This is a genomic window from Burkholderia sp. Bp9031, from assembly GCF_003857965.1.
Lineage (GTDB): Bacteria > Pseudomonadota > Gammaproteobacteria > Burkholderiales > Burkholderiaceae > Burkholderia > Burkholderia ambifaria_A.
This window is the reverse complement of record NZ_QTPW01000015.1, coordinates 87,354-114,072: the sequence shown is the minus strand read 5'-3', so window position 1 is coordinate 114,072 and position 26,719 is coordinate 87,354. Positions and strand designations below refer to the sequence as shown.

The 26,719-nt window shown below is 67.0% G+C and carries 18 protein-coding genes; 8 read left to right on the top strand and 10 right to left on the bottom strand.

Features of this window, described 5'->3' with window-relative positions; genetic code table 11:
* The first annotated feature begins 128 nt into the window (after window positions 1-128).
* Window positions 129-1,079 carry a polyphosphate kinase 2 gene (ppk2, locus tag DIE15_RS20480; protein WP_057928282.1) on the top strand — a complete coding sequence of 317 codons (951 nt, stop codon included), beginning with the start codon at window positions 129-131 and terminating at the stop codon, window positions 1,077-1,079.
* A gap of 61 nt (window positions 1,080-1,140) precedes the next feature.
* Here ppk2 and DIE15_RS20475 read toward each other — a convergent pair whose 3' ends face one another.
* The 4 genes from DIE15_RS20475 to DIE15_RS20450 all read right to left on the bottom strand — a co-directional run bounded on the left by DIE15_RS20475 (window position 1,141) and on the right by DIE15_RS20450 (window position 6,811).
* Window positions 1,141-1,323 carry a hypothetical protein gene (locus tag DIE15_RS20475; protein WP_260428298.1) on the bottom strand — a complete coding sequence of 61 codons (183 nt, stop codon included), beginning with the start codon at window positions 1,321-1,323 and terminating at the stop codon, window positions 1,141-1,143.
* Window positions 1,324-1,417: 94 nt separating this feature from the next.
* A complete protein-coding gene (locus DIE15_RS20470; protein ID WP_409364311.1) occupies window positions 1,418-2,023 on the bottom strand; it encodes an IMPACT family protein in 606 nt (201 codons plus the stop codon).
* An 829-nt stretch (window positions 2,024-2,852) separates the two neighbouring features.
* The gene (locus tag DIE15_RS20455) at window positions 2,853-5,054 is read right to left on the bottom strand and encodes a glycoside hydrolase family 3 C-terminal domain-containing protein (RefSeq protein ID WP_124834203.1); all 2,202 of its coding nucleotides are present in this window, start codon (window positions 5,052-5,054) and stop codon (window positions 2,853-2,855) included.
* Between the two features lie 497 nt (window positions 5,055-5,551).
* Entirely contained in the window at window positions 5,552-6,811 is a 1,260-nt protein-coding gene (locus DIE15_RS20450; protein ID WP_057928328.1) for an oligosaccharide flippase family protein, read from the bottom strand.
* Window positions 6,812-7,389: 578 nt separating this feature from the next.
* On the opposite strand from DIE15_RS20450, the gene DIE15_RS20445 reads away from it, so the two are divergent.
* The 5 genes from DIE15_RS20445 (at window position 7,390) to DIE15_RS20425 (ending at window position 14,941) form a co-directional block, all read left to right on the top strand.
* Complete coding sequence (locus tag DIE15_RS20445; RefSeq protein ID WP_057928327.1) at window positions 7,390-9,246, top strand: serine aminopeptidase domain-containing protein; 1,857 nt, start codon at window positions 7,390-7,392, stop codon at window positions 9,244-9,246.
* Window positions 9,247-9,459: 213 nt separating this feature from the next.
* Window positions 9,460-9,849, top strand: a complete 390-nt coding sequence (locus DIE15_RS37070; RefSeq protein ID WP_185734519.1) for a hypothetical protein — start codon at window positions 9,460-9,462, stop codon at window positions 9,847-9,849.
* A 108-nt stretch (window positions 9,850-9,957) separates the two neighbouring features.
* Window positions 9,958-11,184 carry a polysaccharide biosynthesis/export family protein gene (locus DIE15_RS20435; protein ID WP_057928279.1) on the top strand — a complete coding sequence of 409 codons (1,227 nt, stop codon included), beginning with the start codon at window positions 9,958-9,960 and terminating at the stop codon, window positions 11,182-11,184.
* Between the two features lie 59 nt (window positions 11,185-11,243).
* Complete coding sequence (locus DIE15_RS20430) at window positions 11,244-13,517, top strand: polysaccharide biosynthesis tyrosine autokinase (RefSeq protein WP_124834202.1); 2,274 nt, start codon at window positions 11,244-11,246, stop codon at window positions 13,515-13,517.
* Window positions 13,514-14,941, top strand: coding sequence for an oligosaccharide repeat unit polymerase (locus DIE15_RS20425; RefSeq protein WP_260428297.1), 1,428 nt, complete (start codon window positions 13,514-13,516; stop codon window positions 14,939-14,941). Before DIE15_RS20430 ends, DIE15_RS20425 begins: the two co-directional genes overlap by 4 nt.
* A 9-nt stretch (window positions 14,942-14,950) precedes the next feature.
* Here DIE15_RS20425 and DIE15_RS20420 read toward each other — a convergent pair whose 3' ends face one another.
* The 4 genes from DIE15_RS20420 to DIE15_RS20405 form a co-directional block, all read right to left on the bottom strand.
* Window positions 14,951-16,003 carry an acyltransferase family protein gene (locus tag DIE15_RS20420; protein WP_124834201.1) on the bottom strand — a complete coding sequence of 351 codons (1,053 nt, stop codon included), beginning with the start codon at window positions 16,001-16,003 and terminating at the stop codon, window positions 14,951-14,953.
* A 134-nt stretch (window positions 16,004-16,137) separates the two neighbouring features.
* Window positions 16,138-17,217: a glycosyltransferase family 1 protein gene (locus DIE15_RS20415; RefSeq protein WP_057928275.1), complete on the bottom strand. Its 1,080-nt coding sequence runs from the start codon at window positions 17,215-17,217 to the stop codon at window positions 16,138-16,140.
* A 27-nt stretch (window positions 17,218-17,244) separates the two neighbouring features.
* Window positions 17,245-18,393: a glycosyltransferase gene (locus DIE15_RS20410; RefSeq protein WP_124834200.1), complete on the bottom strand. Its 1,149-nt coding sequence runs from the start codon at window positions 18,391-18,393 to the stop codon at window positions 17,245-17,247.
* A gap of 459 nt (window positions 18,394-18,852) precedes the next feature.
* Entirely contained in the window at window positions 18,853-19,914 is a 1,062-nt protein-coding gene (locus tag DIE15_RS20405) for a glycosyltransferase family 2 protein (protein ID WP_124834199.1), read from the bottom strand.
* A gap of 414 nt (window positions 19,915-20,328) precedes the next feature.
* On the opposite strand from DIE15_RS20405, the gene DIE15_RS20400 reads away from it, so the two are divergent.
* Window positions 20,329-21,618, top strand: a complete 1,290-nt coding sequence (locus DIE15_RS20400; RefSeq protein WP_124834235.1) for a nitrous oxide reductase family maturation protein NosD — start codon at window positions 20,329-20,331, stop codon at window positions 21,616-21,618.
* Window positions 21,619-21,692: 74 nt separating this feature from the next.
* On the opposite strand, the gene DIE15_RS20395 is transcribed toward DIE15_RS20400, so the two are convergent.
* Window positions 21,693-23,315, bottom strand: coding sequence for a mannose-1-phosphate guanylyltransferase/mannose-6-phosphate isomerase (locus DIE15_RS20395; RefSeq protein WP_124834198.1), 1,623 nt, complete (start codon window positions 23,313-23,315; stop codon window positions 21,693-21,695).
* On the bottom strand, window positions 23,312-23,896 hold the full coding sequence (locus DIE15_RS20390; RefSeq protein WP_057928326.1) for a drug:proton antiporter: 585 nt from the start codon (window positions 23,894-23,896) through the stop codon (window positions 23,312-23,314). Before DIE15_RS20390 ends, DIE15_RS20395 begins: the two co-directional genes overlap by 4 nt.
* A 1,409-nt stretch (window positions 23,897-25,305) precedes the next feature.
* Between DIE15_RS20390 and DIE15_RS20385 the strand changes: the two genes are divergently transcribed.
* Window positions 25,306-26,697, top strand: a complete 1,392-nt coding sequence (locus DIE15_RS20385; protein ID WP_057928269.1) for a sigma-54 dependent transcriptional regulator — start codon at window positions 25,306-25,308, stop codon at window positions 26,695-26,697.
* The last annotated feature ends 22 nt before the right edge of the window (window positions 26,698-26,719 follow it).

Sequence of the window (26,719 nt, the reverse complement as noted above, 5' to 3'; positions counted from 1 at the left end):
GCGCCGCCGTTGCCGGAGCAGCCGATGGGCGACGGCCGCAACATGGTCGGCCCCTTTTTCATCAATTTGACGCACGACGCTGAGATAATGGTGGAGTTTGGCTGCGTCAATTGAAGGAAGGAGGCCCCATGGGCGACAACGATACCCGCACCGAGACCGACAACTTCACCGATACGGCATCGCTGGAGTCGCGCCAGCGCCGCTTCGAGGAAGACCTCGTCGACGCATACGACGAAGAACTCGAAATGGAGCTCGACGACCGCCGCTTCGACGACCACGAGGATCTGCTGTTTTCGCCGGAGCGCCGGGAAGCGCGCAAGCAGTATTTCCGCGAGCTGTTCCGGCTGCAGGGCGAGCTCGTGAAGCTGCAGGACTGGGTCGTGAGCACGGGGCACCGGCTCGTCGTGATTTTCGAAGGGCGCGACGCGGCCGGCAAGGGCGGCGCGATCAAGCGCATCACGCAGCGCCTGAATCCGCGCGTGTGCCGCGTGGCGGCGCTGCCGGCGCCGAGCAACCGCGAGCGCACGCAATGGTATTTCCAGCGCTATGTCGCGCATCTGCCGGCCGGCGGCGAGATCGTGCTGTTCGATCGCAGCTGGTACAACCGCGCAGGCGTCGAGCGCGTGATGAATTTCTGTACCGACGACGAATACGAGGAATTTTTCCGCTCGGTGCCCGAGTTCGAGAAGATGCTGGTGCGCAGCGGGATCCAGATCGTCAAGTACTGGTTTTCGATCACCGATCACGAGCAGGAAGTACGCTTCCAGAGCCGGATCGAGGATCCGCTGAAGCAGTGGAAGCTGAGCCCGATGGACCTCGAGAGCCGCCGCCGCTGGGAAGCCTATACGGCCGCGAAGGAAGAAATGCTGCAGCGCACGCATATCACCGAGGCGCCGTGGTGGGTCGTGCAGGCGGTCGACAAGAAGCGCGCGCGCCTGAACTGCATCCACCATCTGCTGACCCAGGTGCCGTATCACGAGGTGCCGCGCCCGACGATCGATTTGCCGCAGCGCGAGCATCACGAGGACTACATTCGCCGGCCGACGCCGGACGACATGATCGTGCCGGATACTTATTGAGCGTGAGCGGTTCGGGCCGATCGGAGCGGCTACAGGGGCGCGCGGTGCAACGCGGCGCGCGTCACGCCCAAATCAGGAGCGCGCCACGGTCGCGGTCCGCGATCCAGGCGAGCGCGCGGCGACGGCCGCCCCTCGTGGCGCCCGTCGCCGGATCGCGATATTTCGCGCCGATCGTGAACAGCGTCGCGCGATCGCTGTAACCCTGCCCGAAGATTTCCCGCGCGGTCGGCGCAGGATTCGCCATGCGCCGGCGCACCTGAACTAGTGCCGCGTGTATCTGAATTTTCGCGGGGATCGTTGCGAATCCGTGGCGCCGACGCACTGCGGTCGGCAGCGCATTACAGGTCAGGGAAGCCCGAGCGCCCCTGCGTCAGGTCGAACAGCTCGGTTTTCGCTGCCGCTTCGACCGTTTCCGGCAGCTTGATCACGAGCCTCACCGTCATCCCGTACGCACTGTCCGCCAGCTCGTAACCCGCCTGCTCGATCCAGCGGCGCACGCGCGCTTCGTCCGGATAGCCGATTTCGATCGCGAACCGCGTGTGGCGAATGCGTTCGATGCGCTCGGCGTCGAGCAGCGCGGAGGCGATCGCATCCGTATAGGCGCGCACCAGGCCACCCGCGCCGAGCTTCACGCCGCCGTAGTAGCGGACGACCGCGCCGAGCACACCGTCGAGATCGTGATGACGCAGGACTTCGAGGATCGGCCGGCCGGCGGTGCCCGACGGCTCGCCGTCGTCCGACATGCCGGATTGCCCGCCCGCGAGCAGCGCCCAGCACACGTGGGTGGCGGTCGGGTGCTCGTCGCGCAGGCGCTGGATTGCCTGCATCGCGGCGTCGCGGTCGTCGACGGGGATCGCGTATGCGATGAAACGGCTCTTGCGGATTTCGAGCTCGGTCGTGCGGGAGGCGGATAGGGTGTAAGTCACGTTGATCGTTGTCGGCATGCACGGAGCATGCAATGGGTTGCCCGCACGGCGGGCGCTTTCTGTCTCGGCCGGGGCGAATGCGCTGCGCGGTCCGCGCATCCACATGCCCGTCGCGGGGCCGGCCGATGAACGGGGCGGCAACGCGACGGCATGTGAGAAGGATACCGCGAGCGGGCGAGGCAGCGGGCGAACCCGCCCGCGACGCGCGCCGCATCGGGCCGGGATTCGGCACTGTCACGCAGACCAACGGCGACGCCGCGTTCGCGATTCGCCCCGTGTCGGCCGCCATGCGCCGTATGCTGCAAGGCTCGGCCTGCGTGGTGAGCCGCAGCGGTTGCGGCGGATGGTACTCGAAATCGGCCGCGGCCATCCAGCCGAACGATTCCGACAGGATCGTCTCGCCGTCGAGGCGCTGGCGGTCATGCTGAAGGATGACCGCCGCATCGAGTTGGCTGCGCGGGAGATCGCGCGCAATCGCGAGACGGCGGGCCGGGCGGGTGTCGTCGCAGCGGCCGTCGATGTCGATCCGGCGCGCTGGAGGCCGACGCGGGGCGCGTTTCGGAGCATGATCCGGACGACGGCTGCGCGGGTACGGTGTATCAGGTGCCGCATCTCGCGCGGCCGTTGCTGGACACGCTGGAAGGGGGCGAATGACGATGCGGTTGCCCGCGGGCCTCGCGGTCGCCGCGCATCTGGCGGGTATGGCGGGTATGGCGGCGGGGATCGCCGCGCTGGCGACGCTGCCGGCGCTGTTGCTCCGGTAGGCGGCATGCGAGGCCGAGGAGAGCGGTTCGGGCATGGAAAACGGAAGCGCCGCACGCGGCGCCTCCGGTCACTTTATCGCCGCTCAGTTCCCCTGCAGCCGGATATCCCGCGACGACGCGCCGACATACACGGTCCCGCCTGGCACCATGCGCCAGCCATTGCGCGACGTATCCCACACGCTCTGCATCCGCGGCGACACGATCACGCGCACATGCCGCGCCTCGCCCGGGTTCAGCCGGATTTTCTCCCAGCCGACCAGCCGCTTCGGCGGTTCGTCCTTGTACGGCACGCCGAGATAGACCTGCGGTGTTTCCGCGCCGGCGACGCGGCCGTCATTGCGCACGGTAAACGCGACGCTGAGCGATCCGTCCTGTTGCCGCGACACCGACAGCCCCGAATACGCGAAGTGCGTGTACGACAGCCCGTAGCCGAATTCATACATCGGCTTGACGTTGCGTGCGTCGTACCAGCGATATCCCATGTTCAGCTTTTCGGCGTAGACAGGGTCGCTCTCGAACGCGCCGCTTTGCCCCCACGTCGGCGTGTCCTGGTCGCGCGCCGGGAACGTGACGGGCAGCTTGCCGGACGGATTGACCGCGCCGAACAGCACGTTCGCGATCGCCTTGCCGCCGCCTTCGCCCGGATACCACGCCTCGACGATCGCCGACACGTTGTCCTTCCACGGCATCAGCACCGGATTGCCGCTCTGGACGACGACGATCGTGTGCGGATTCGCGCGCGCGACCGCTTCGACGAGCGCGTCCTGGTTCGACGGATTTGCGAGGCTCAGGCTCTGCAGGTCGCCGAAATCCTCGCCGGCGGGCTGCGCGACCACGACGATCGCGACGTCCGAGCGCCCGGCGAGCGCCGCGGCCTGGTCGATTTCCTGCTGCGTGTACGCGCGGAACGGCGACTGCTGGTCGCTGTTGCCCGCGAACGTGACCTGCGCTGCCGGCGCGAGCGCGCGGATCGCCGCGACGATCGGCACGTCGACCTTGAGCCACGGATTGCGCCACCAGCTGCAGCCCGTCGACGACCCGAACGTCAGCCCGCCGCAGCCCGCGAACGAACCGGTGACCGGATCGCGCGTGTTGCCGGAGCCGCCGCCCGACAACACGGCGGCATCGGCGTGGCCGCCGATCACGGCGATGCGCGACAGCGCGGACGCCGCCAGCGGCAGCTGATTGCCGTCGTTCTTCAGCAGCACGATCGACTGCTCGGCGACGCCCTGCGCGAACCGGTTCGCGGCCGCGAAATCGATCGTGCCGCCACCCTTGGCCGGATCGTCCATCACGCCGACGCGGATCATCACGGCCAGCTTGCGGCGCACCATGTCGTCGAGGCGCACGGTCGACACCGAGCCGTTCGCGATCGCCTGCTTGACGGCGGCCGGCGTCAGGTAGACGGAGGGGCCGACGTCCTCTTCCTCGTCGAGCCCGGCGTTGATCGCGGCGGCGGTGCTGTGCGTCGCACCCCAGTCGGACTGCACCTGGCCCTGGAAGCCCCATTCGTTCTTCAGCACGTCGTTCAGCAGGTGGTTGTTCTCGCACGCATACGTGCCGTTCAGGCGGTTGTAGCTGCACATCACGCTGCCGGGCCGCCCGCGCTTCGCGGCGATTTCGAACGGCAGCAGGTAGAGTTCGCGCAGCGTGCGCTCGTCGATCTGCGTGTTGCCGCCCATCCGGCCATGCTCCTGTTCGTTGCCGGCATAGTGCTTGATGGTCGCGATGACCTTCTGCCGCTGCGTGGCAAGCGTGCGCTCGGCGAGCAGGTCGCCGGCGAGCAGCGGATCCTCGCCGAGATACTCGAACAGCCGGCCGCCGCGAGGCTCGCGTGCGAGGTTGGTGCCGCCGGCGAGACCCATGCCGAACCCTTGCGCGCGCAACTGGATCGCGACCGCCTTGCCGTAGTCGTACGACAGCCGGCGATCCCAGCTCGCGGCGACGGCGATCGTCGCCGGGAAGGTCGTGCTGGCCTGCGACGTACTGCCGGAGCCGGTCGCCGAGTCGACCATGTCGAGATCGGGAATGCCCAGGCGCGGCACGCCCTGAATGTAGCCGGCGCCACCGCCCGGCACTTTTGACATTTCGTATTGCGAATGAATGAACTGCAGTTTCTCGTCGAGCGTCATCTTGCGCACGAGGAGGTCGGCGCGCCGTTGCGAAGCGGACGACGCGAACGCGTCGGCGGCGTCGCCCCGTGAATCGAAATCGACATTGGCCGCATAGACGCTGGTGCAGAGGGTCGCGGCCAGCACGGCGGCCGGCCAGAGTTTGTCCCGCATGTTGCTCTCCATGATCGTATTGCCGGTTGTTCGGATGATGTCTGGAGCTGCGCACGTCCGATGGATTCGCATCGAACGCAGTCGGCTGGCGATGCAGGGTGGTTACGCGTCGGCATGCCAGGCCAGGCGGGGAATCGTTACGGCCGGTTGGGCCCGATCGAACAACGCGGGAGGCGACGCGGACCGCCCGACACTGCCGAATCGGATGTAGCGATTCTCTGCAGCGACCAATCGTACGAATGTAGTTTGACTACAGCATCGGTGTTTCTACCGATACGTACGATCTTTTTCGATGCAATTGCGTAGCACGGGAAAAAGGCGGTCATCGTTCCCGATCGAGCGTCTGCTGCGGGGTAAGAAGTACCTGAGTGAGGGCGTCAGGAAGAGAAAGAAGGCGCGAAGCGTGCATCCGCACGATGCGGTTCGTTGCGCGCACATCGAATGGCACATCATCGGATTCCGGCTGCCCGAGCAAACCGGGCCGCACGGACGATACGCTAGCCGCGCCGCGCGACCGGGCTGCCGGGCAGCGGAATGCCGGCGCGATAGACGACGGTCGCGAGCGCCGCGGCAACCGCGGCCTCGGCCGTCAGCACGGCGGCGGCGGCGCCCAGTTCCGCGAAGTACTTCGCGAGCACGGGCACCAGCACGATGTTCAGAATGCCCGATGACATCAGGATTCGCGTGAACGCAGACTTCATCCCGAGCGGCAGCATCGTCTGCACGCCGAACAGGTCGGTCATGCCGGCCATGAACGGGATGAATGCCATCCAGCGCAGCACCTGGACCGTCGGTTCGTACGAAGGGCCGTACAGGATGCGCACGGCGAGCGGCGCGCCGAAGAAGATCGCGAGCGAGATGCCGAGCACCATCGCGACCTGCACGACGAACAGCTTGCGCAGGAACGAGAACGCGTCGTTGCGCGCATGCCGCATCAGGTAGTTGACGCGCGGATAGGTGGCGGCCTTCAGCGGCTGCAGCATGCTGAGCGCCGCGCGGATCAGCTTGTCGCCGGCAGCGAAGTAGCCGGCCGCGACGTTGCCCGACACGAAGCCGAGCAGCACGGTGTTGGTCGATGCATAGAACGCGATCGACGTCGATGCGAGGAACACCTGCCAGCCGCCTTTCAGCGATTCGGCGATGTCGGTGAAGCCCACGCGAACGAAGTCGATCTCGCGGTGGAGATACAGGTAGGCGGCCAGTGCGATCGCGGACAGCGTCGGGACGGCGGCGTTGACGATCATCGCGCGGTCGATGTCCGCCGGGTTGTGCACGAGCGCGAACATCGCGGGCAGGCTCAGGATGCGGCCGATGAACAGGATCACGCTCAACGCGCGCAGCTTCTCCATGCCCTGGAAATACCAGCCTGGCGTGAACGCCACGCCGGCCACCATCCCGAAGCCGATCAGCAGCAGGTCGCGGTCCTCGCCGAAGCGCTCGACCAGGAAGGTCAGCGCGACCAGCACGACGAAGCAGATCACCGCGATGCCGATCTGCGCGTATAGCGTCGCCCAGAAGATGCGAGAGCGTTCGGCGCGGTTGTCGCGGGCGAGCGCGATGCGCGGCGTGGCGGTCAGGTCGAAGCTATAGCTCGTGCAGTTGGTCAGATACGCGATGACGGCAAGCGAGAACGCGAGCTGCCCGTAGCCTTCCGGGCCCAGTGCGTGCGTCAGCAGCGGTGCGATCAGCAGTGGCACCGCGTACATCGAGATCTGCAACGTCAGCAGCAGCAGGAAGTTCTTCTTGAGGTTTGACATTCGCTCGGTCGGCGCCGTGGGTGTCGCATGGCGGTGCAGTGCGGGCCGCCGTGCACTCGCGCGGCCGGTCGGCGCTGACCCGGCTGCATCGGTTTGCGGTCCGTTCCGGCGGGCGCCGGTTGCGTCCGGCGATGCCGGACACGGCCACATCGTATAGCGGCAATGATACGGGCCGCGCGAGACGACTGTGTTCGCGAGCCTACCGTTCGCGGATTCCGTGCGCGCGGCATGAATCGCGATGCGGCGCGCATCGTTGTATCGCCGCAGTGGCGAATGCATTTGTAAGCTGGCGCACCGAAGGGCACTCGGGCCGGGTGCTCTAATCGAGCGCACTGTTTTGGTTGAGGGCGGACAGGGCCTGGCGATGACTCGGGCCGGGAACCGCCGTCCCCGGGCACCGGGGGCAGGACGACGCATGACGAAGGGCGAACGGGTCGCGCAGGGGCGCGGCGGTAGTCCGTAGCCGGGAAGCCGTGCGTTCGTCGGGCAGTCGCATGATCGTGGAATGGTCGATTCCGGTGGCGCCGCCGGAACGCGTGTCCGCATTCGATAACAAAGACCGATCCGAGGAGTACCGATTGAAGCCGATAACGTTCGGCAGCTGCGTGGGGTGGCTGCACGAAGGACAGACGACACAAGGCGTGATCCTGTGCGAATCGCTGGGGCACGAGGCTTCGTGGACGCACAAGCTGATGCGGGCGATCGCGGAGCGGCTGGCCCGCGACGGCGTCACCGTATTGCGATTCAACTATCCGTGCACCGGTGACTCGGCGGGCGACGATCGCGACGCCGATCGGCATGCCGCGTGCATCGGCAGCATTCACGACGCGATCGACCTGTTGCGCGACCAGGCCGGCGTGACCGCGCTGACGCTTGTCGGGATTCGCGCGGGCGCGCTGTTCGCGATGCTGGCCGCCGCGGGCATGGGCCCGCGCCCGTCGCCGCGCGTCGATGCGCTGGTGGCGCTCGCACCGGTCGTGCGTGGCCGCGCCTTCCTGCGCGAGCTGTCGTTCGTGCAGCGCCAGTGGCTCGACATCACATCGCCGGCCATCCGCGCCGCGCATCGCGACGAACCGTGCATGAACGTGCTCGGACACCGCTTTCCCGTCGATTTCGTCAATGCGCTGAAGGCGGTCGATCTATGCGACGTCGTGCGCGATGCGCCGACGTTGCCCGGCGCGATGCTGCTGATCCAGCCCGATCAGGGCGACGGGCCGGCATTGCGCGACGCGTTGCTCGCACGCGGCGTGCATGTGGCGAGCGATCCGTTCCGCGAATGGGCGACGACGATGCTGGACGGTACGCGCTCGCGCCTGCCGCTCGCGGCGATCGACACGCTCGCGAACTGGATTGCCGAACGCGCACCGCGTACGCCGTCCGGCGCCGATACCGGGTCGCGAGCGGACCCGACATGGAATGGCGAATCGGCCGTCGCGCTCGACATGAACGACATGACCGAGCAGGTCGTCGCGGTCGGTCCGGACCGGCTGGTCGGCGTACTGTGCCGTCCCGCCGATACGCGACCGGCGAATCCGGTCGGCCCGGCGGTCGTGATCGCGAACACGTCGACGAATCCGCGCAGCGGCGAAGGGCGCTTCAGCGTGCGGCTTGCCCGCACGCTGGCGCGTGCCGGCGTGACGACGCTGCGGATCGACGTGCATGGCGTCGGCGATAGCGGGCCCGCCGCGCTCGACGACCAGTCGGGCATCGTGTATTCGACGCAGTCGAGCGACGACGTGGCCGCTGCCGCGGACTGGCTGCGCGCGCTCGGTCATCCGGAGGTGGTCGCTGCCGGCATTTGTTCGGGCGCCTACGCGGCGTTGCATGCGGCCGTGAAGACATCGTCGCTCGGCGGCGTGATCGCGGTCAATCTCGCGCGCTTCGTGTGGCCGGCCGGGCTCACGCTCGATGCGGTACAGAAGCAGCGGAACAACTCGGTGCGCGGCTACTGGCTGTCGGTGCGCGACTGGCAGAAGTGGAAACGCCTCGTGCGGGAGCGGCGCGACCTGCGTCCGATTGCCCGGGCGGTGGCCGCGAATGCGATCGCGCGGGTCAGCGTGCCGGCGAAGGAGCTCGCAGTGCGGGTCGGCTGGAAGCCGCGCAGCGGCACGCCCCGCGGCGTGATGCATGAACTTGCGCAGCGCAACGTCTGGACGACGCTGGTGTATGGCGCGCTCGATCCCGGCATCGACGATGTCCGGCGTCACTTCGGCGCAATCGAGCACGCGTTCCGGCGCTCGCGTCACGTGCGCCTGCACCTCGAGCCGCAGGTCGACCACGCGGTGTACGGCGCGGTGGGCACGGACATCGTGATCGACCTGTGCATGCAGGCGCTGGGGCGCGACTCCGCATGGCCGGTCGCGCGCATCGCCGATCCGGCCACGCCGGATGCGGCCGCGCGATCGTACGCGAACGTGTCGGTCGGCCGGTCGTGATGATGCGTGCCGCGTCGCACACGTCGGCGCGTCGGGGGGCGAATCCCGTTTCCTGTGAAGATCGGCGTTCGGTGGGGTCGCTCACAGACGCGCCGTTCGCCGTGGTGTCCAATCCCGTATCGGCACGCGCACGGCCACGCCGTGGCGTGATCGATCGGGATGCGTCAGTGGGGATTGCCCGGCCGTGCATAGGGCGGCTTTGCATAGGGTGACGTGTACAGCGTGCCGGTCTGCCAGACGTTTTCCGTGGCGGTATCAACCACTTTCGGGCGGCGCGGCCGCATCGGCACGAGCGGTCGGCGCAGCGCGCCGCGGGCGCGCGATTCGGGCGCTGCGGCGGTGCTCGCAGCGGGAAGCGCAGCGGCAGGTGCCGCGACTTCGGACGCAGCGGCAGCAGGCTCCGCGGTCGCGCTGACCATTGCGGTTTGCGCGGAATGCTGGAGCGGCACCGGCGCGAGCAGCGTGGGCGACACGGCGACCGGCGCGTCGGCCGACGTGGCGGGCAAAGTCTGCGCGCCGGCGGCACAGGCAACGCTGGCCATGACGATGCAGACGAGTGACGAAAGCGACGAAGAGCAGTTCATGACGAATCGTACGGAGTGACGTGAGGTGAAGAGGGAGGCGCGGCACCGCCAGGCGAGCCGCGCCGGCAAGCGTAATGCCGGAACTCGCCGCGTTCGGCGGGTTACCGCACAGTTTTGGAAGGGCACGATGTCAATCACCACGCAACCGGAATCGACGCTCGGGACGCCGCGGCCACGCACGGCAGGCATCCGGCACGCACCGTGGCTGTCGCGCATCGCGATCGTGGCAGCCGCGTGCGCACTGAGCGCATGTGCGCTGTCGCCAGGCATGACTTACCGGGCGCCTGCCGAGCGCGACGCGAATGCGCGCGTGAGCGCCGACGCATCGGGCTCGGGCGGCCTCGACGGCGTGCAGAACGTATCGCGCGAGGACCTGATCGAGATCACGCCGGCGTTCGTCGCACAGCAGCATGCGGGCCAGCGACCCAATGTCGATGCGGAAATCCACCAGTTGTTCGGCAAGCCGCAGCCATACGCGATCGGCCCCGGCGATGTGCTCGGCATCGTCGTCTGGGACCACCCCGAACTGAACCTGCCGACGCCGCAGACGGCGGGCGGCGGCGACGGCGTCGGTGCCAGCTCGGTCGCGACGGGCTACACGGTCGACGCAAACGGCAACGTGCAGTTTGCGTATGCGGGCCTCGTGCATGTCGCCGGGCTGACCGAGGCGCAGGCGCGTGCGCTGCTGACGAAGCGGCTCGGCGAATACGTGCGCAAGCCGCAGATCGCGCTGCGCGTGCAGACCTATCGCAGCAAGCGCGTGTATCTCGACGGCGAAGTGCGCACGCCGGGGCTGCAGATCGTCAACGACATGCCGATGACGCTGCCGGAGGCGATCGACCGCGCGGGCGGCTTCACCCCGACGGCCGACCGCTCGCAGGTATCGGTGACGCGCGGCGACAGGACCGTGAACGTCAGCCTGCCCGCGCTGATCGCCGCGGGCGTGAACCCGTCGAACATCCTGCTGCGCGACGGCGATCTCGTGCGCGTGCGCGCGGCGAGCGACGCGAAGGTGTTCGTGCTCGGCGAGGTGTCGCGGCCCGCGACGCTGACGCTGACCGACGGCCGGATGAGCCTCGGCGAAGCACTCGGCGACACGGGCGGCGTGAGCCAGTACACGTCGGACGCGCGCCAGGTGTTCGTCGTGCGCCGCGGCCCGGACAACCGCCCGCGGGTATATCACCTCGACGGCAGCTCGCCGGCGTCGTTCGCGCTGGCCGACCAGTTTCCGCTCGAGCGCCGCGATGTCGTGTTCGTCGATGCGTCGTCGCTGGTGCGCTGGAGCCGCGTCGTCAATCTGCTGATTCCGTCGTCCGCGCAGGGTGCGCTGACGGCAAAGGCCATCTCGCCGTGACGCTCGTGGCGGATTTCGTGACCGCGACCGCGCGTCGCGCCATACGGGACTGATGTTGTATGACTTCTTCGACCCTGCCTGACCCGCACAGCGGGCCCGCCCTGCGGCCGTCCTATCCGGTGCGCCGCTACTGGGGCATCCTGTACGGCGGCCGGCGCCTGATCCTTTGCACGACGCTCGCGGGCGCGCTCGCCGGCGCCGTGTATGCGCTGTGCGCGGCCCCCGTCTACCGGACCGACATCCTGTTCCAGGTCGAGCAAAGCCCGACCGATTCGAAACCGACGTCGCCGCCCGGCGATCCGTCGTCGGTGTTCGACCTGAAGACCGACGCGTCGACCGAGATCGAGGTGCTGAAATCCCGCGCGGTGCTCGACCGCGCGATCGACAGCACCAATCTGGCGGTCGACGCACGGCCGCATTACCTGCCGCTGATCGGCTGGCGGCTCGTGAACGCGGCAGACGGATTGTCGTCGCCGTTGCCGGGCGGCTACGTGTACGGCACCGAGCGCGTCGACGTGCCGACCTTCGACGTGCCGAAGCGCCTGCTCGGCAAGCGGTTCGCGCTGAGCGTCGGCGACGACGGTGCTTACACGTTGCAGCGTACGGGCTGGTTCGGCCGGACGGGACCGGCATGGCAGGGCCGCATCGGGCAGCCGCTGCATGTCGAGACGCCGCAGGGGCCGCTCGACCTATTCGTGCGCGACGTGGCCGGCAAGCCCGGCGCTCGCTTCGACCTGACGCGCTATAGCGACGAGGAAGCGACAACCTGGCTGCAGAAGAACGCGCTGATCTCGGAGCGCGGCAAGCAGTCGAACATGATCGGCGTGACGCTCGATGGCATCGATCCCGTGCACGACAGCCGCGTGCTGAATGCGATCGGCGACGCATACCTGGCACAGAACACGCAGCGCAAGTCCGAGGCGGCCGACAAGCTGATCCGCTTCATGGATACCCAGCTGCCGCAGCTGAAGGCGCAACTGGAAGCGGCGGAAAACCGCTTCAACGCATTTCGTGCGTCACACGGCACGGTCAATACGAGCGACGAAGCGCTGGCGTTGCGCCAGCAGTCGGTCGACATCGAGACGCGCGTGCAGACGCTGCAGCAGCAGCGCGAGGAATTGCTGACGCGCTTCATGCCGAAGCATCCGGCGGTGGTGGCCGTCGATGCGCAGCTGGCCGACGCGCAGCGTTCGCTCGACACGACACGCAAGCAGATCCAGCAGTTGCCGACCGTCGAGCAGGGTGTGCTGCAACTGCAGCGCGACGTGACCGTCGATACCGCGCTGTACACGAACCTGCTCAATACGCGCCAGCAGATGATCCTCGCGCGGGCCAGCAAGACCGGCACCGTGCGGATCGTCGATACGGCGAAGGTCGCGGAGCAGCCGGTCGGGCCGCATCGCGGGGTCGCCGTGATCGGCCTGCTGATGGTGGGCCTGCTCGCGGGCGCGGCGACCGTGATCGTCCGGCAGCGTGTCGTCGGCACGATCGGCGACGCCGAGGAAATCGAATGGACGACGGGGCTCCCCGTGTTCGCGACGGTGCCGCACAGTCCGGCCGCGGCGCAAGCGGAATTGCACTCGAAGGCCGGACGGCGCGACACGCGCGCGCCGATGCAGCCGGCTGCCGCGCAGGACGCGGCGCTCGAAAGCCTGCGCAGTTTCCGCGTGGCACTGCAACTGTCGATGCCGGACGCGTCGAATTCCGTCGTGCTGATCTCGGGGCCGACGACGGGCGTCGGCAAGTCGTTCGTCGCCGCGAATATCGCGTCGCTGGTGGCGGCGGCGAGGCGGCGCGTCCTGCTGATCGATGCCGACCTGCGCAAGGGTTCGCTGCACGAGCGGTTCCGCTACAGCCGGGCGCCGGGCCTGTCGGACGTGGTGGCAGGCACCCACACGCTCGACGAGTCGATCAAGCGCGGCGTCGTGCCGGGCCTCGATTTCATCGCGATGGGCAGCGTCGTGCCGGATCCGGGCGAACTGCTGCTGCAGCCCGCGCTCGCCGAACTGATCGAGCAGGCCGGGTCGCGCTACGACATGGTCGTGATCGATGGCCCGCCGTTGCTGCCGGTGGCCGACGCGCTGGTGCTCGGCCGCCTCGCGGGAACCGTGTTCCTCGTCGCGCGCAGCGGCGTGACGACGCTGACCGAGCTCGAAGAAAGCGCGCGACGGCTCGAACACGCGCATGTCGACGTGCGCGGGGTGGTCCTGAACGACTGCACGGGGGCGCCCGGACGGTACGACTACGGCTATACGGATGCGAACACGCATCAGGCCGCGTCCGGATATACGGGGGTGATGGCACAGCGGCAACGGGTGGAAAGGGTGTCATGAACCGGCGAGCGGGCGGGGCGTGGGCCGGGCTGAGACACGGCTCGGCGACGATGCGCGGGGCGGCGCGCGTGCGCGGCGCCGCCGGCGGTTATACGGGCTACTGGTGGGAAGATCCGGCACGTCTCGTGCTGATGTTCATCCTGCCGCTGTACGGCTTGCTGTCGCTCAGCCTGCTGGGCGACCAGAAGTCGATTGCGCGGATCTATTTCGACGGCTTCTATGCGTTCGTCGGCGCGCTGTTCCTGATGGTCGTGATGGCGGCGGCATGGCTCGCGACGACCGAAGCACGGACGCGGGGGGGCCCTCCGGCGCCTCCCGTCGAGGTGCCAGCGCGCGTGCTCGATGTCCTGTTCCTGCTCGCGCTGTTCGGCAATCTCGTGATGATGAGCGGGATCATCGCGCATCCTGCGCTGCTGCTCGAATTCCTGCATGGCCAGGCCACCGCGTACGACATGCTCCAGCAGATCGGTCGCGTTACCGGGTTGAGTTCGTTCACGCAGGCCACGGCGCCGTTCGTCGCGCTGTATTTCTACGTGTTCAGGACGCCGGTGAAAGGCCTGAACCGCTACAAGATCTACATGGCCGTGCTCGCGGTGCTGACGCTGCTGCGCAGCTTCCTTTTCGCGGAGCGGCTCGCGTTGATCGAGATGACGATGCCGCTCGCGCTGATGGTCGTGCGGTTCCGGCTGCGCGGCCGGTATGCGCGGCTGCTGACGTTCGGGCCGTACGCGGCGATTCCGCTGCTGTTCGCGCTGTTCATCGCGAACGAGTACAACCGGTCGTGGGAAGCCTATTACGTCAACATCTACGACAACATCTTCGACTTCGCACTCGAACGGCTTGGCCTCTACTATTCGACGTCGCTGAACAACGGCGCGGGGATGCTCGCCGTGCTCGGCTGGGGCCAGGGCCATCCGATGTTCACGTTCGACTGGCTGATGCGCTTTCCGGTGATCGGCACGACATTTCAGCCTTGGCTCGACTCAAGCGACAGCTTCAACCTGTTCCTGAACAGCTACGCAGACCCGGAATTCAACAATCCGTCGGGCATCTTCGTCCATTTCTACGAGTGGGGCTGGTTCGGGTTGCTGGACGCGGCCGTGCTGGGCTGGGTGCTTGGCCGCAGCTATGCGGGCTGGCGCAGCGGCAATGGAGTCTGGTGCTGCGCACACGCGGTGCTTTTCGTGTCGATGATGGAAATCATGCGTACACCGAACCTGTTCAGCGGACGCAACTTCCTGCCGATCGTGCTGCCGATCATCGTGTTCAACTGGTTCACGAAGCGGCCGGCAGGCAGTGCGCAGTCCGACGTGCATGTCGCGCATGCCGCATCCGGCAGCCGCTCGCGGCCCGCGGGAACGAACGGGCGGGAAGGCCGGACAACCGTATTGCCGCCCGCCGGACGCTCGTCCGACATCCACTGACCGTGATGCTCACGCGGTGCGCGTGCGCACCGCCGTGTCGCGTCCGGGCCAGGACGGGAAGCCGGCAACACGTGCGAGCCCCGTCCTCAGGGCCACCCGGTAGGCGACCATCGGGATCGCGACGCCGGCCAGCGTGCCGAGCGCGAGGTGTATCGCGACACTGGTGATCCCGGCGCGCATCAGCACGATACGTACGGCAGCCATCGCGAAGATGTGGGTCAGGTAGATCGGCATCGACGCGCAGCCGATCGCGGCCAGCCATGCCGCGCGTGCCGGACGTGACGCATGCCGGTGTGCGAGTTGCAACGCCAGCGCGATGCCCGCGAAGGCGGCGGGAAGCGCCCAGACGCTCGTCGCACTACCGAAGCGGTGAGCGAATACGACCGCCGCGACGAACGCCGTCGCCGTTGCGGCGCATGCGGCGGGTCCGCTGTTGCGCTCGAGCCAGCCGGGCAATGCGTGCGACGCTAGGACGCCCGCGACGAAGAACGGCCCGTTCATCAGCGTGATCGACAGGATGCCCCATTGGGTTGCCGCGCCGAGCATCAGGCCGAGCACCGCGCATGCGGCGAGCCGGCCGCGGGCGCGCGTCGGCATGGGAATACGCGTGACCTCGGGCACCGCCGTCGCGAATGCGTGGATGCCGATCATGCAGAGCATCAGCGCATACAGGAACCAGAACTGCGCGAACGGTCGCCATCCGATTGCGAGCAAATCATTCAGCGTAAACGGATGATTGGTGCCGTGAGAGGCCATTGCGATCTGCACGGCACCCTGCGCGATCGACCAGACCAGGTACGGATACACGATCGTCCTGACCTTGGACCACAGGAATCCGCGTGGCGCGCGGCGCAGCGAACCGCAGACGTGCAGGCCGGACAGGAAGAAGAACAACGGCATGTGGAACGTATAGATCGCGTAGTCGTTCCATGCGAGGACGGTATCGGCCACGCCGGGCGGCACGAGGTCCGCGGAAACGACGCCGCGCAGGACGTGTCCGTATACGACAAGAATGATTCCCGCACCGCGGGCGACATCGAGGCTGGTTTCGCGTGCTGTCATGACGAAGGGGCGGCCGGCCCGTGAGGATCCGCACCGCGCAGATAACGGAGAGTCGTTCCACTCTATGGAGGCACGACGCTCGAGACAGTGCGGTGGGGGACAGTCGGTCTCGTCGTGCAGTACGACGGAATGCGCTACAACGTCTCGAATATCGCCTTCATCATCTCGGCGCTTCGGCTCCAGCGATATTGCTCCGCGTGCGCGCTTCCCTTGCGTTTGAGCTCGGCCCTGAGCTCGGCGGAATCGAGCAGGCTCCGCAGCTTCTGCGCGATGTCGTCCTGCGAATACGGATCGCAGTACAACGCCGCATCGGCACAGACTTCCGGCAGCGCCGCGGATTGTCCGACGACAGCCGGGCAGCCGTAGCGCATTGCTTCGAGGGGCGGTATGCCGAAGCCTTCGTAAATCGACGGGTAGAGGAAGCATGCCGCGTGCTGATACAGCGCCTTCAGTTGTTCGTCGCTGATGTAGCCGACGTACTTGATGTTGGGTTCCGTCGCGCAGACGGCGTCGTGCTTGCCGAACACCGTGGTGTTCTGCATCCCGACGATGACGAGATCGACCGACGGATCGTCGATCTGCCGGAACGCGGCGATCAGCCGGCCGAAGTTCTTGGTCGGATTCATGCTGCTGACCGCAAGCACGAACCGGTCCGGCGTCAGCGCATGCTTGTCGAGCACGCTCGTGTCCGGTTCCAGGGCGTCGAGATGATCCGCACCGAGCGGCACGACGCTGATTTTCTCCGCCGAAACGCCGCAGTGATGGGCGAGGCGATCGCGCGAGAAGCGGGAGTTGGTCAGCACGCAGACCGAGGTTCGCGCCAGGATCCAGAACATGATCCGATACCACACCCGAAACGGTCGGGAGAAATGGGCGGGAGTGTCGAATACCGCCGCATCGTGCATGTAGATGATCTGGTTGCCGATGAAGATGGATGCGGAATTGCCGAGATTGACGATGCGGCCGCGGCGCGCGAACAGCGGGAGGACCAACTGCTCCCAGACCACGCCCTTGTAGAAGCCGACCTTGATCGTCTTCGCTCCGCTCACCGCGACGCCGGGTTGCGGAGGCACCAGCACGGTCACCGGGTCCTGCGGCTGAAACTTGATCAGTGCGGCGATCAGCTCGCGTGCGACGCGCTGCACGCCGGTCGTCTTCTGCGTCGTGAATCGGCCGTTGTAGACGAGTTGTTTCGGTTTCTTGAAAGCGATCATGTCAATGAAAGGATGTCGAAATCGGAATCAGGCCTCGACGTGATCCGCGGCGACCGGCTTGAAATCCCGCGTGTCGACACGCGGCTCGCTGGCGTCGAGTCCGTAAAGGGCGTGCCACTGCCGGAGGATCGCGTTCAGCGAAAACCGCTGAATCGCTCGTTTCCTGGCTGCCTCGCCCATCTGCTCGCGAAGCTGCCGGTCGTCGCGGAGCACGGTCAGATACGCGGCCATCTCTTCGGCGTTTGTCGCGACGTAGCCGGTCACGCCGTGGATCACCACGTCGCGATTGCCGACGACGTCCGTCACCACGGCCGGTATGCCGGCAACCTGCGCTTCGATCAGCGCGACCGGCATGCCTTCCCAACGGGAGGGCTGCACGTAGATGTCCAGTTCCGACGTGAGCGCCAGCGCCCGCGCACGGGTCACCCAGCCGCTGCAGACGACGGCTGGGCGCTGGCCGGGATCCGGGATCTCGGCCGCGTTCCCGCCGATCCACAGAAACTCGACATCGGCGCCGCGCAACTGGGCGGCGAGTCGCACGAATGCTTCGTGATTCTTCTGGAACGACGCCCGACCGCTCATCCCGATGACGACCCTGCGATCGCCACGCGTGCGACGCGTCGGGATCTCCGCCACATGGACGCCGTTTTCCACCAGTACCGCCGATTTCGGCCGGACCTGACTCCTGATCTCGCCGAGCTCGCTGCCCGAGCACGCGACGACGGTTCCGCCGATGCGCGCCGCGATACGTTCGAAGCTCAGATACGCGAACCGCTTCATGCGCGATACGTCGCAGCGCAGGAACGAGAGTCCGTGCGGCGAGTAGAGGACCGTCGCATTCGGGGCGGCGATCCGGGCGGCGAGCCGTCCCAGCACGCCGGCCTTCGACGAATGCAGATGAATCGCGGTCGGTTTGCAGTCGCGCAGGTTCCGAACCAGCGCGCGCAAGCTCCCCAGATCCCGTGTGACGCTGACCTCGCGCACCATGTCGACGTGGACGAGTTTCACATCGGGCCGGAACAGCGTTGAAAAATCGGTCGGGGTTTCCGGTCGGATCGAGTGCAGCACCGTGACGTCGACGCCGGTTGCCGCGGCATGGTTGGCGAGCTGGGTCAGCATCGACAGCACGCCGCCACCGAACGCTTCGGCGATATGAACGATCTTCTCTGTGGTCATCTTTGGGTCCAGCGATCCGATCCCGCCTGTCGTCTTCCATCGCGACGATGGTCAGCCGATGAATCGTTCGGTTGAGTCGTCCTGTTCATTGAGCTACGCATTCCTAATAAAAATGCATGCCAGTCGTGGCCAGTGAATCCTGCTGACGAGCCCGCGTATGCGAAGCGGACGAGGCGGCCGGTCGATTCGCGTCGATTCGATATCGGGTCGATGCTCCCGGACGGCGCCGAACACGATGCAGCGTGACGCATCGATGCCGCGTTCTACGTGCCGGTTCGATCCTTCTCGACGTCGGATGCCGGCGTTCGACTACGGCAACCGGAGGTGAGGCAATGGCGAAGTGCGGTCAGTGCGCGTGAATCCACTGGTCCGGATCATTGTGCAGCGCATGCCCGGTCCACTGGGTGCGATGGCTTACCGAAGAAGCGATTCGGTGCCGCAAGTCGCGACTCGACGACGCTATCGCGTACCGACACGCTGTCCGGACGATTTGCGCACGCGCGCGAGCGGATTGGAGAGATAGCGAATCGCGCGGTTGCTGAGCGTCGATGACGGCAGCAGGCACGCGAGCGACAGCCCGGCGACGGCCACTTTCTTCGCAGGGCGCCAGAACGGGTTGCGCAGCACGGTATGCCAGTAGCGTCCGGATTCGCACAGGAACCAGCGCCAGCGCCGCACGAGCGGCGCGTGATACAGCGTGCTGGCGAAACGGGCCTTTTCGATCGCGAAGTCGAGCGGCGCGCTCGGCAACGCTTCGTGCAGACGCGTGCGGGCGAGCATGCGCAGCGTCGACCATCGGCGTTCGGCTTTCAGCGCACCCGTCGCAGCGTCCTCCGAATTGGTGAGGGCAAGGGTGGGCGTGTCGGTGTCCGCGTCGCCGGCCGGGCATGGATTCGACTGCTGATGCACGCGATAGCCGCCGAGCGTGGCGTCGATCATGTGGACGGCGCCGAGCAATGCGATGCCGTAGATCGCATAGAAGTCGGCACCATGCAGGTTATCGGCCGTAACGGGCACCGGAAAGATGCGCTTGAGCGCGTCGACTCGATACGCATTGCCCGACGCGGGCGGCGACGGGTACAGCCAGCCCGCGCGCAACAGGCGGCCGCAATCGGTGTCGACGGCCGACTGCGGCACGCTCGCGCCGGTCATCGCACCGTCCCGCGCGATCACGTGGAGCCGGAAGTGAACCTTCACGAAGTCGCCGGCCGCGAACGCCGCCAGCACGCGGGCCGCGGCGTCGGCGTAGAGCAGGTCGTCCGCGTCGAGCAGGATCAGGTAGCGCGTCGCGACATGCTCGAGCGCACGGTTGTACGCGGCGACCTGACCGCGATTCTCCTGGAACACCGCCGTCACGCGCTCGCCATATGAGCAAATGATGTCGCGCGAATCGTCGGTGGAACCGTCGTCGACGACCAGCACGCGTACCCCGGGCGCGGTCTGCGCGAGCGCCGAATCGATCGCGTCGCGCAGGTATGCGCCGTGGTTGTAGTTGCAGATGGCGATGGTCAGGTCGGTCATGAACGGGTTCTGGACGAGCGAAGAGCGGACGCATCCGGATGCGCGGCGCGCCGCGTGTGTGGCCGCGACGCTGGATCGGGGGGGCCCGGTGTCTTGCGGCGACGCCGTCGCAAGGCCGCATCGTATGGTGGCCATGATACGCATCGCCGATCGTCGCTCGGTTCGCGAGCCTACCGTTCGGCGCTGCGCTGCGTGCAAGCGCGACGAATCGCCGGCTGGCACGTGGGATCGCACCGCTCAGGCAGGCTGCATCGGTCTGTTGACGCACCGACACCCGGCTGGACCGAATGGTCCAATCGAACGTATTGCGCCGTCCGCTTCGGCGATGGCGCAGGCGGGCAACTCGGCGAGCACGCTGCGATTCGGGTGCGCAGGCCGACGCGTGTGACGACATTTCAGGGAAAACGATTCGATATGCGTAGATCGCAATGCGTGTTCCGCGCGTGCGCGGTGATCGCCGGCATCTGCATGACCAGCGGGCCGGCGTGGCCGGACGGCGCCGCGGCAGCATCCGGCGCGCCTGCACCCGGCGCGCTTCATGCGAATGTGCCGGACGCGTACGTGCGTCCTGCCGCGGACACGGCGGATCAGGCAGACATGCTGCAACACACGCTGGATGCGTTGCAGCCGGGCCAGAGGCTGGTATTCGCACCGGGACGGTACGTGGTCGGCCGTTCGTTGATCGTGCGGCAGCCGAATGTGGTGTTGTCGGGCTACGGCGCGACGCTGATCGCAACAACCGCGGACGACCAGACGATCGAGATGCGCGGCGACGGTACGACGCTCGTCGGCTTCCGTCTTGCGGGCACCGGCACGACGCGCCTGACGACCCCGGCATCGACGAAGGTCGAGGTCACGGGGCGCGGTGTGCAGGTGCTCGACAACGTGATCGACGGCGGCGCCGGCGCGGGCATCTTCGTGTTCGGCGGCGCGGACGTCGCGATCGTCGGCAACGAGGTGCTGTCGACACTGGCGGACGGCATTCACATGACGCACGGCTCGCACGACGTGCTCGTCCAGGGCAACGTCGTGCGTGGCACGGGCGACGACATGATCGCCGTCGTGAGCTACCGGTCGGAGGGCGTGCTGACACGCAACGTGCTGATTACCGGCAACTCGCTGGAAGGCAATCCTTGGGGACGGGGCATCACGGTGGTCGGCGGCGCGGACGTCACCATCTCCAACAACATCGTGCGCAACGTGGCGGTCAGTTCCGGGATTCTCGTCGCGCAGGAGGACAGCAACGGGACCTATGGCGCGTCCGACATCCGCATCGAGAACAACGTGATCACGGATATCCAGACCGCGACGAGCCGGACCGATTCGCGTCCGCTCACGCAGCAGGCAGCGATCGAGGTCAGCACGTGGTCGGGTTCGGTGGCCAGCGTGACCATAATCGGCAACCGCGTGTCGCATGCGCGATTCGACGGCATTCGCTTGTGGGGGAACGTGTCAGGCGTGCGGCTCGCGGATAACCGGTTGTCGGGTATCGGGGGCATGCCGGTGCGGGTCGGCCCCGGCAAGGATTGCGCGGATGGCGGGCCGTCGCGGCCATCGGCGACCCAGCCGCAAGGGGCGGCGTGCGCGGCGGCGTATCAGTCGACGGCGGCCGTGGCGGACGCGGCCGGCGCGAATCCGTCGTTGCTGCCGCGCGTACGCGAGGCCGTCAGGCAGGCGCGCTGGTCGCAGCGAGGCATCGACTGACACCGTGTCGGATGCGGATGAGCCGCGCGTCGACCGCGAAATGCGGCGAGCGCGCCAGTGTGATCCGCACGCGCCTATCGGATGGCGTCGCGTTCCGCCGCTTCCTCCTGCGACTCGCCAGGCTCACTCGCCGCGCGTGATGCAAGCGTCGCCGGCTGTGCCGCTGCCGCTGCCGGTCTCGGTCGCGACTGCGCGGTTTCGACGACCGGCCGTCCATACTGGTCGTCGAGCCGCACGATATCGTCTTCGCCGAGATAGTCGCCCGACTGCACCTCGATGATCTCGAGCGGAATCCGGCCGGGATTCTCGAGACGGTGTACCTCGCCGACCGCAATATAGGTCGATTCGTTTTCGCTGAGCAGGAAGGTCTCGTTGCCGCGCGTGACTTTCGCGGTGCCGCGCACGACGATCCAGTGCTCGGCGCGGTGATAGTGCATCTGCAGCGACAGCCGTTTGCCGGGTTCGACGACGATCCGCTTTACCTGGAACCGTTCGCCGAGATCGATCGAATCGTAGTGTCCCCACGGCCGCTGCACCTTGCGGTGCTCGCTTGCCTGCGGTCGCTGCTCGGTCTTCAGGCGTGCGACGATGTTCTTCACGCGCTGCACGTCGTGCTTGTTCGCGACCAGTACCGCGTCGGGCGTCTCGATCACGACGACGTCCTTCATGCCGACGCACGCGATCAATCGCCCCTCCGAGCGCAGGAGACTGTCCTGCGTGTCCTCGAACACGATCGGGCCGCGTGCGACGTTGCCTTGATCGTCCTTCGGCATGATTTCCCAGATCGCGTCCCAGGTGCCGACGTCCGACCAGCCGGCCGAAAGCGGCACCACGATGCCTTCGATACCGAGCTCGTGGCTCTCCGCGAGGCGTTCCATGACCGCGTAGTCGATCGAGTCGGACGGGCACGCATCGAAGGCCGCCGCGTCGATCCGGAAGAACGGATCCTCGGCGATGCCCGCGCGCCACGCCGCATCGCAGGCCGCATGGATGTCGGGCGCGAGCGCGCGGATCGCCTTCAGCCAGACCGATGCGCGCGTGACGAAAATGCCGCTGTTCCACCAGTAATCGCCCGAATGCAGGTAGCGCTCGGCGAGTGCGGCATTCGGTTTCTCGACGAAGCGCCCGATCGCGTAGCCGCCTTGCCCGCCAAGGCGGCCAGTGCGCGGTTCGCCGACCTGGATGTAGCCGTAGCCGGTTTCCGCGCGACGCGGTAGCACGCCGAGCGTGACGATCGCGCCTTCCTGCGCGTAACGTGCCGCGCGCCCGATCGCTTCCTGAAATGCGCCGACGTCGCCGATCACGTGATCGGCCGGCATGACCGCGAGGACAGGATCGTCTGCGAGCACGCTGGCGTCGAGTGCCGCGAGCGTCAGCGCAGGCGCCGTGTTGCGTGCGGCCGGTTCGAGCAGGATGCGCGCGGGTGCCGCGCGTCCGAGCACCTGTGCGGCGCTCATGATGCGATGCTGTTCGCCGCATACCAGCAGCAGCGTGTCGCCGAGCGATGCGTTCGCGATGCCGTTCAGGCGGCGTGCGGTCGACGACAGCGGCGACTCGTTCGAGGTCAGCTCGATCAGTTGTTTCGGATACTGCTCGCGCGACAGCGGCCAGAGCCGCGTGCCCGAACCGCCGGCGAGAATGACGGGAAGGATGCAGGGCAGCCCGGGGTCGGGAACCGGGCGGAGTGTGGTGGTCATCGATTGGCTCCGGTATCGGCGGACAGCCGGTTGTGTGCGCGGCCGTCGACGCGCGCGTCCTCGCTTCGCGACCGCGGTGCCGAGACGGTTCGCGACAGCAGCTGACGCAGCGCGCCGGCAGCGCGATCCGCGGGCCGAACCAGGCCGACGAACGGTGCGCCCTGTTCGAGATAGGGGCCGTAGGCCTTGCGGAATCCGAAGCGTTTGTAGAATGCCTGGCGCTGCGCTGGAACGTGCGTGCGCACCGCCGTGTCGGGCCACGCGGCCTGAGCGGCCGTGATCGCGCGCTGCATCAGTTGCTCGAGCGTGGAGTCGTCGCGACATGCCTCGCGCGTGAGCACCTTGTCGATCACGACGTCCGGATCGGCGTCGTCACCGGGCAGCACGCGCGCGTAGGCGACGACTTCGGTCGTGTCGCCCGTGCGCATGCTCGCGAACACGTGCAGCGCGTGCGCATCCTTGCCGTCGATGTCGAGATGCGTGTGCGCATCCTCGACCACCAGCACCGCGTTGCGCGAGCGCAGGATTGCATAGAGATCGACGGCGCTCAGATGTTCGAATTCACAACAATGCCATTCCATGATGCGGTCCTCGCGTGAAGCCTTCAGCACGCCGAGCCGCACGAATGCGTTCGGTGCAGCGCGGCGATGTCCATGATGCGGATGCGGTGCGCGCCGGTCTGTTCGAAAGCGTACTCACACACCCGTTTCGCGCACGGTCGGCGCGGGATGCGCGTTGCGGCCGCGTGCCGCGAGCGGGGCAATGTGCGGTAGCACACACTGACCGTCGGGAGGCTTTCCCATAATTGACCCGACGCGACGGCCTGCTGCGAAACACGCAGCACGAAACGTCAGCATCGAACGCGATTGAAGAACCGGGGAGCTGTACTTGAAGATTGCGATCGCTCACGACGGGCGGGGCGTGCATTGCGGTGCCGGGCGCACGCGATCGACTGCCTGCGCTTGCAGGCCGGCGTCTGCCGCTCCGTCGATTTCCTTGCGCTGCGCACGTCGTTCATTCGGACACCGCCATTCCGGCGCGCCGGCCGATATGCGCATGCTTGCTACAGCGCGTTGTCCGACTCTTTCAATTCGCATACCGGCTTGCACGAGTGCGGTGCCCGCCGTATTGACGCGTCGGCAGCGACAGCGGGTATGCATCACGCGCGGCGTCCATGCCGTGTTGGGTCGGCAAGCGGGCGATCCGGCCGGTTTCGTGGCGATCGGCGGTGTGCCGCCACATCGTGGAATCCGTGATCGACCGGCCCGGCATGGCGCGACGACGCCGGGGCCCGGGTCGATACGGCCAGCCGCTTCGTTACGACGTTGTAACGAGCGCGCGCGGTTCGCCTGCGTTCGATGTGTCATGCTGGTGCCGCGCGGCGCACGCGATTACCGACGAACGAAACACACTGCCCGAATTTTCCGTGCGATTTCGGCGAGAATCGCGGGCAATGGGCGGCACCGATCTTGCAGAAAAGTAGTATTTGCCACTGATTGACGGGAATGGTCGTAGATAATCAAATTTGAATCGCTAAACGCGCGCCGCGCCGGCGGGGCGGCAGTGTAACCGGCTGAATCGATGTTTATCGTTTGGTAACAAGGCCATCTCGATACGGGATTAAATTCAGGAGTGGATGAAATGAGGCAGCCATTCCGAAAGCGGGTTGGCGGCCATCCGATTCAGCATCGAGCGCGGCTGTCGTGTACGACGCGACGCAAATGCGGACGGAATTCCCGTTTGCCGACGCGCTCCGCCTGACGGCGCGTCGCATCAAAGCCGGAACGCCGTGGCTCCCGCGGCCTCGCGTTCCCTTCGAGTTCGATGACAACGAGGCCGGATGACATCCGGCTCGACCTCCGGGGGCTCTCGCCGTGTGCAGTTTCGATCTTCGCCAAAGCTGCGGAAACGCAGCACGGACAGGCGGCCATGCGCCGCCGCCCGCAGCGCACGCGAACGGTTCGCGGAGTGGAGAAAGTGATGGTTCGTTATGAATATGCCAATAACGCGCGATAAGAGCGCCGGCGGGGAGAGGGCTAACGGGCAGCGTCCTCTGATTTACTGGAGCCAGTCGCCGTCCGTCATGCTCCGCAAGGAGCTCGCGCGACGCGACTGGAAAGTGACGATCGTCGCGCAGGCGAGCGATCTGCGCGACACCTCCGGCGAAATCACCTGCGGCATCCTCGACTTGAGCGGCGGCCACGCCGACGCGATCGGCAGCATCGCGTCCACCTGCGCGTCGATGCGCGATGTCGTGTGGGTCGCGCTCATCGAGACCGGTCAGACGGCCTCGCCGAACGTGCGCGCACTATTGCGCGACTATTGCTTCGACTACGTCACGTTGCCCGCGTCGCATCAGCGGATCGCCGATACGGTCGGTCATGCGTACGGGATGGAATGCCTGTTCGCGCGCGATCGCGAACGCCTCGAATCGCAGGAGAACGGCGTCGTCGGCACCTGCAGCGCGATGCTGCGGCTGTTCGATACGGTGCGGCGTTTCGCGCGCACGGACGCACCGGTGTTCGTGTTCGGCGAGACGGGAACCGGCAAGGAACTGACGGCCGTCGCGATCCATCGTCATTCGGAACGGCGCAACGGTCCGTTCGTCGCGGTCAACTGCGGAGCGATCCCGCCGCATCTGCTGCAATCGGAACTGTTCGGCTACGAGCGCGGCGCGTTTACCGGCGCGAACGCGCGCAAGATCGGCTACGTCGAGGCCGCGAACGGCGGCACGCTGCTGCTCGATGAAATCGGCGACCTGCCGCACGAGAGCCAGGCGAGCCTGCTGCGCTTCCTGCAGGAGCGCGCGATTCATCGCCTCGGCGGCAGCGATCCGGTGCCGGTCGACGTGCGGATCGTTTCCGCGACGCACGTCGACCTGCGCGAAGCGATGGAGGAAGGGCGGTTTCGCGCGGATCTGTTCCACCGCCTTTGCGTGATGCGCATCGACCAGCCGCCGCTGCGCGCGCGCGGCAAGGACATCGAATTGCTCGCGCATCACATGCTCGAACGCTTTCGCGGCGACGCGCGCCATCGCGTGCGCGGCTTCTCGACGGATGCGATCACGGCGCTCTACAAGCACGACTGGCCAGGCAATGTCCGCGAACTGATCAACCGCGTGCGGCGCGCGGTCGTGATGACGGAAGGGCGCCTGATCACCGCGCAGGACCTCGAGCTCGAATACTGTCTCGACGCGGCTTCGCCGTCCGTTGCCGACATCCGCAAGTCGATCGAGCGCGAAGCGATCGAAACCGCGCTGCTGCGCACGCGCGGACGCGTCGCCGCTTCCGCGCGCGAGCTCGGCGTGTCGCGGGCGACACTCTATCGCTGGATGGAAGCGTATGGAATCGAGCGGCCGCGCGGCACGGGATCGTCGGACTGACGTGCGCGGCGCGGCCGCGCGA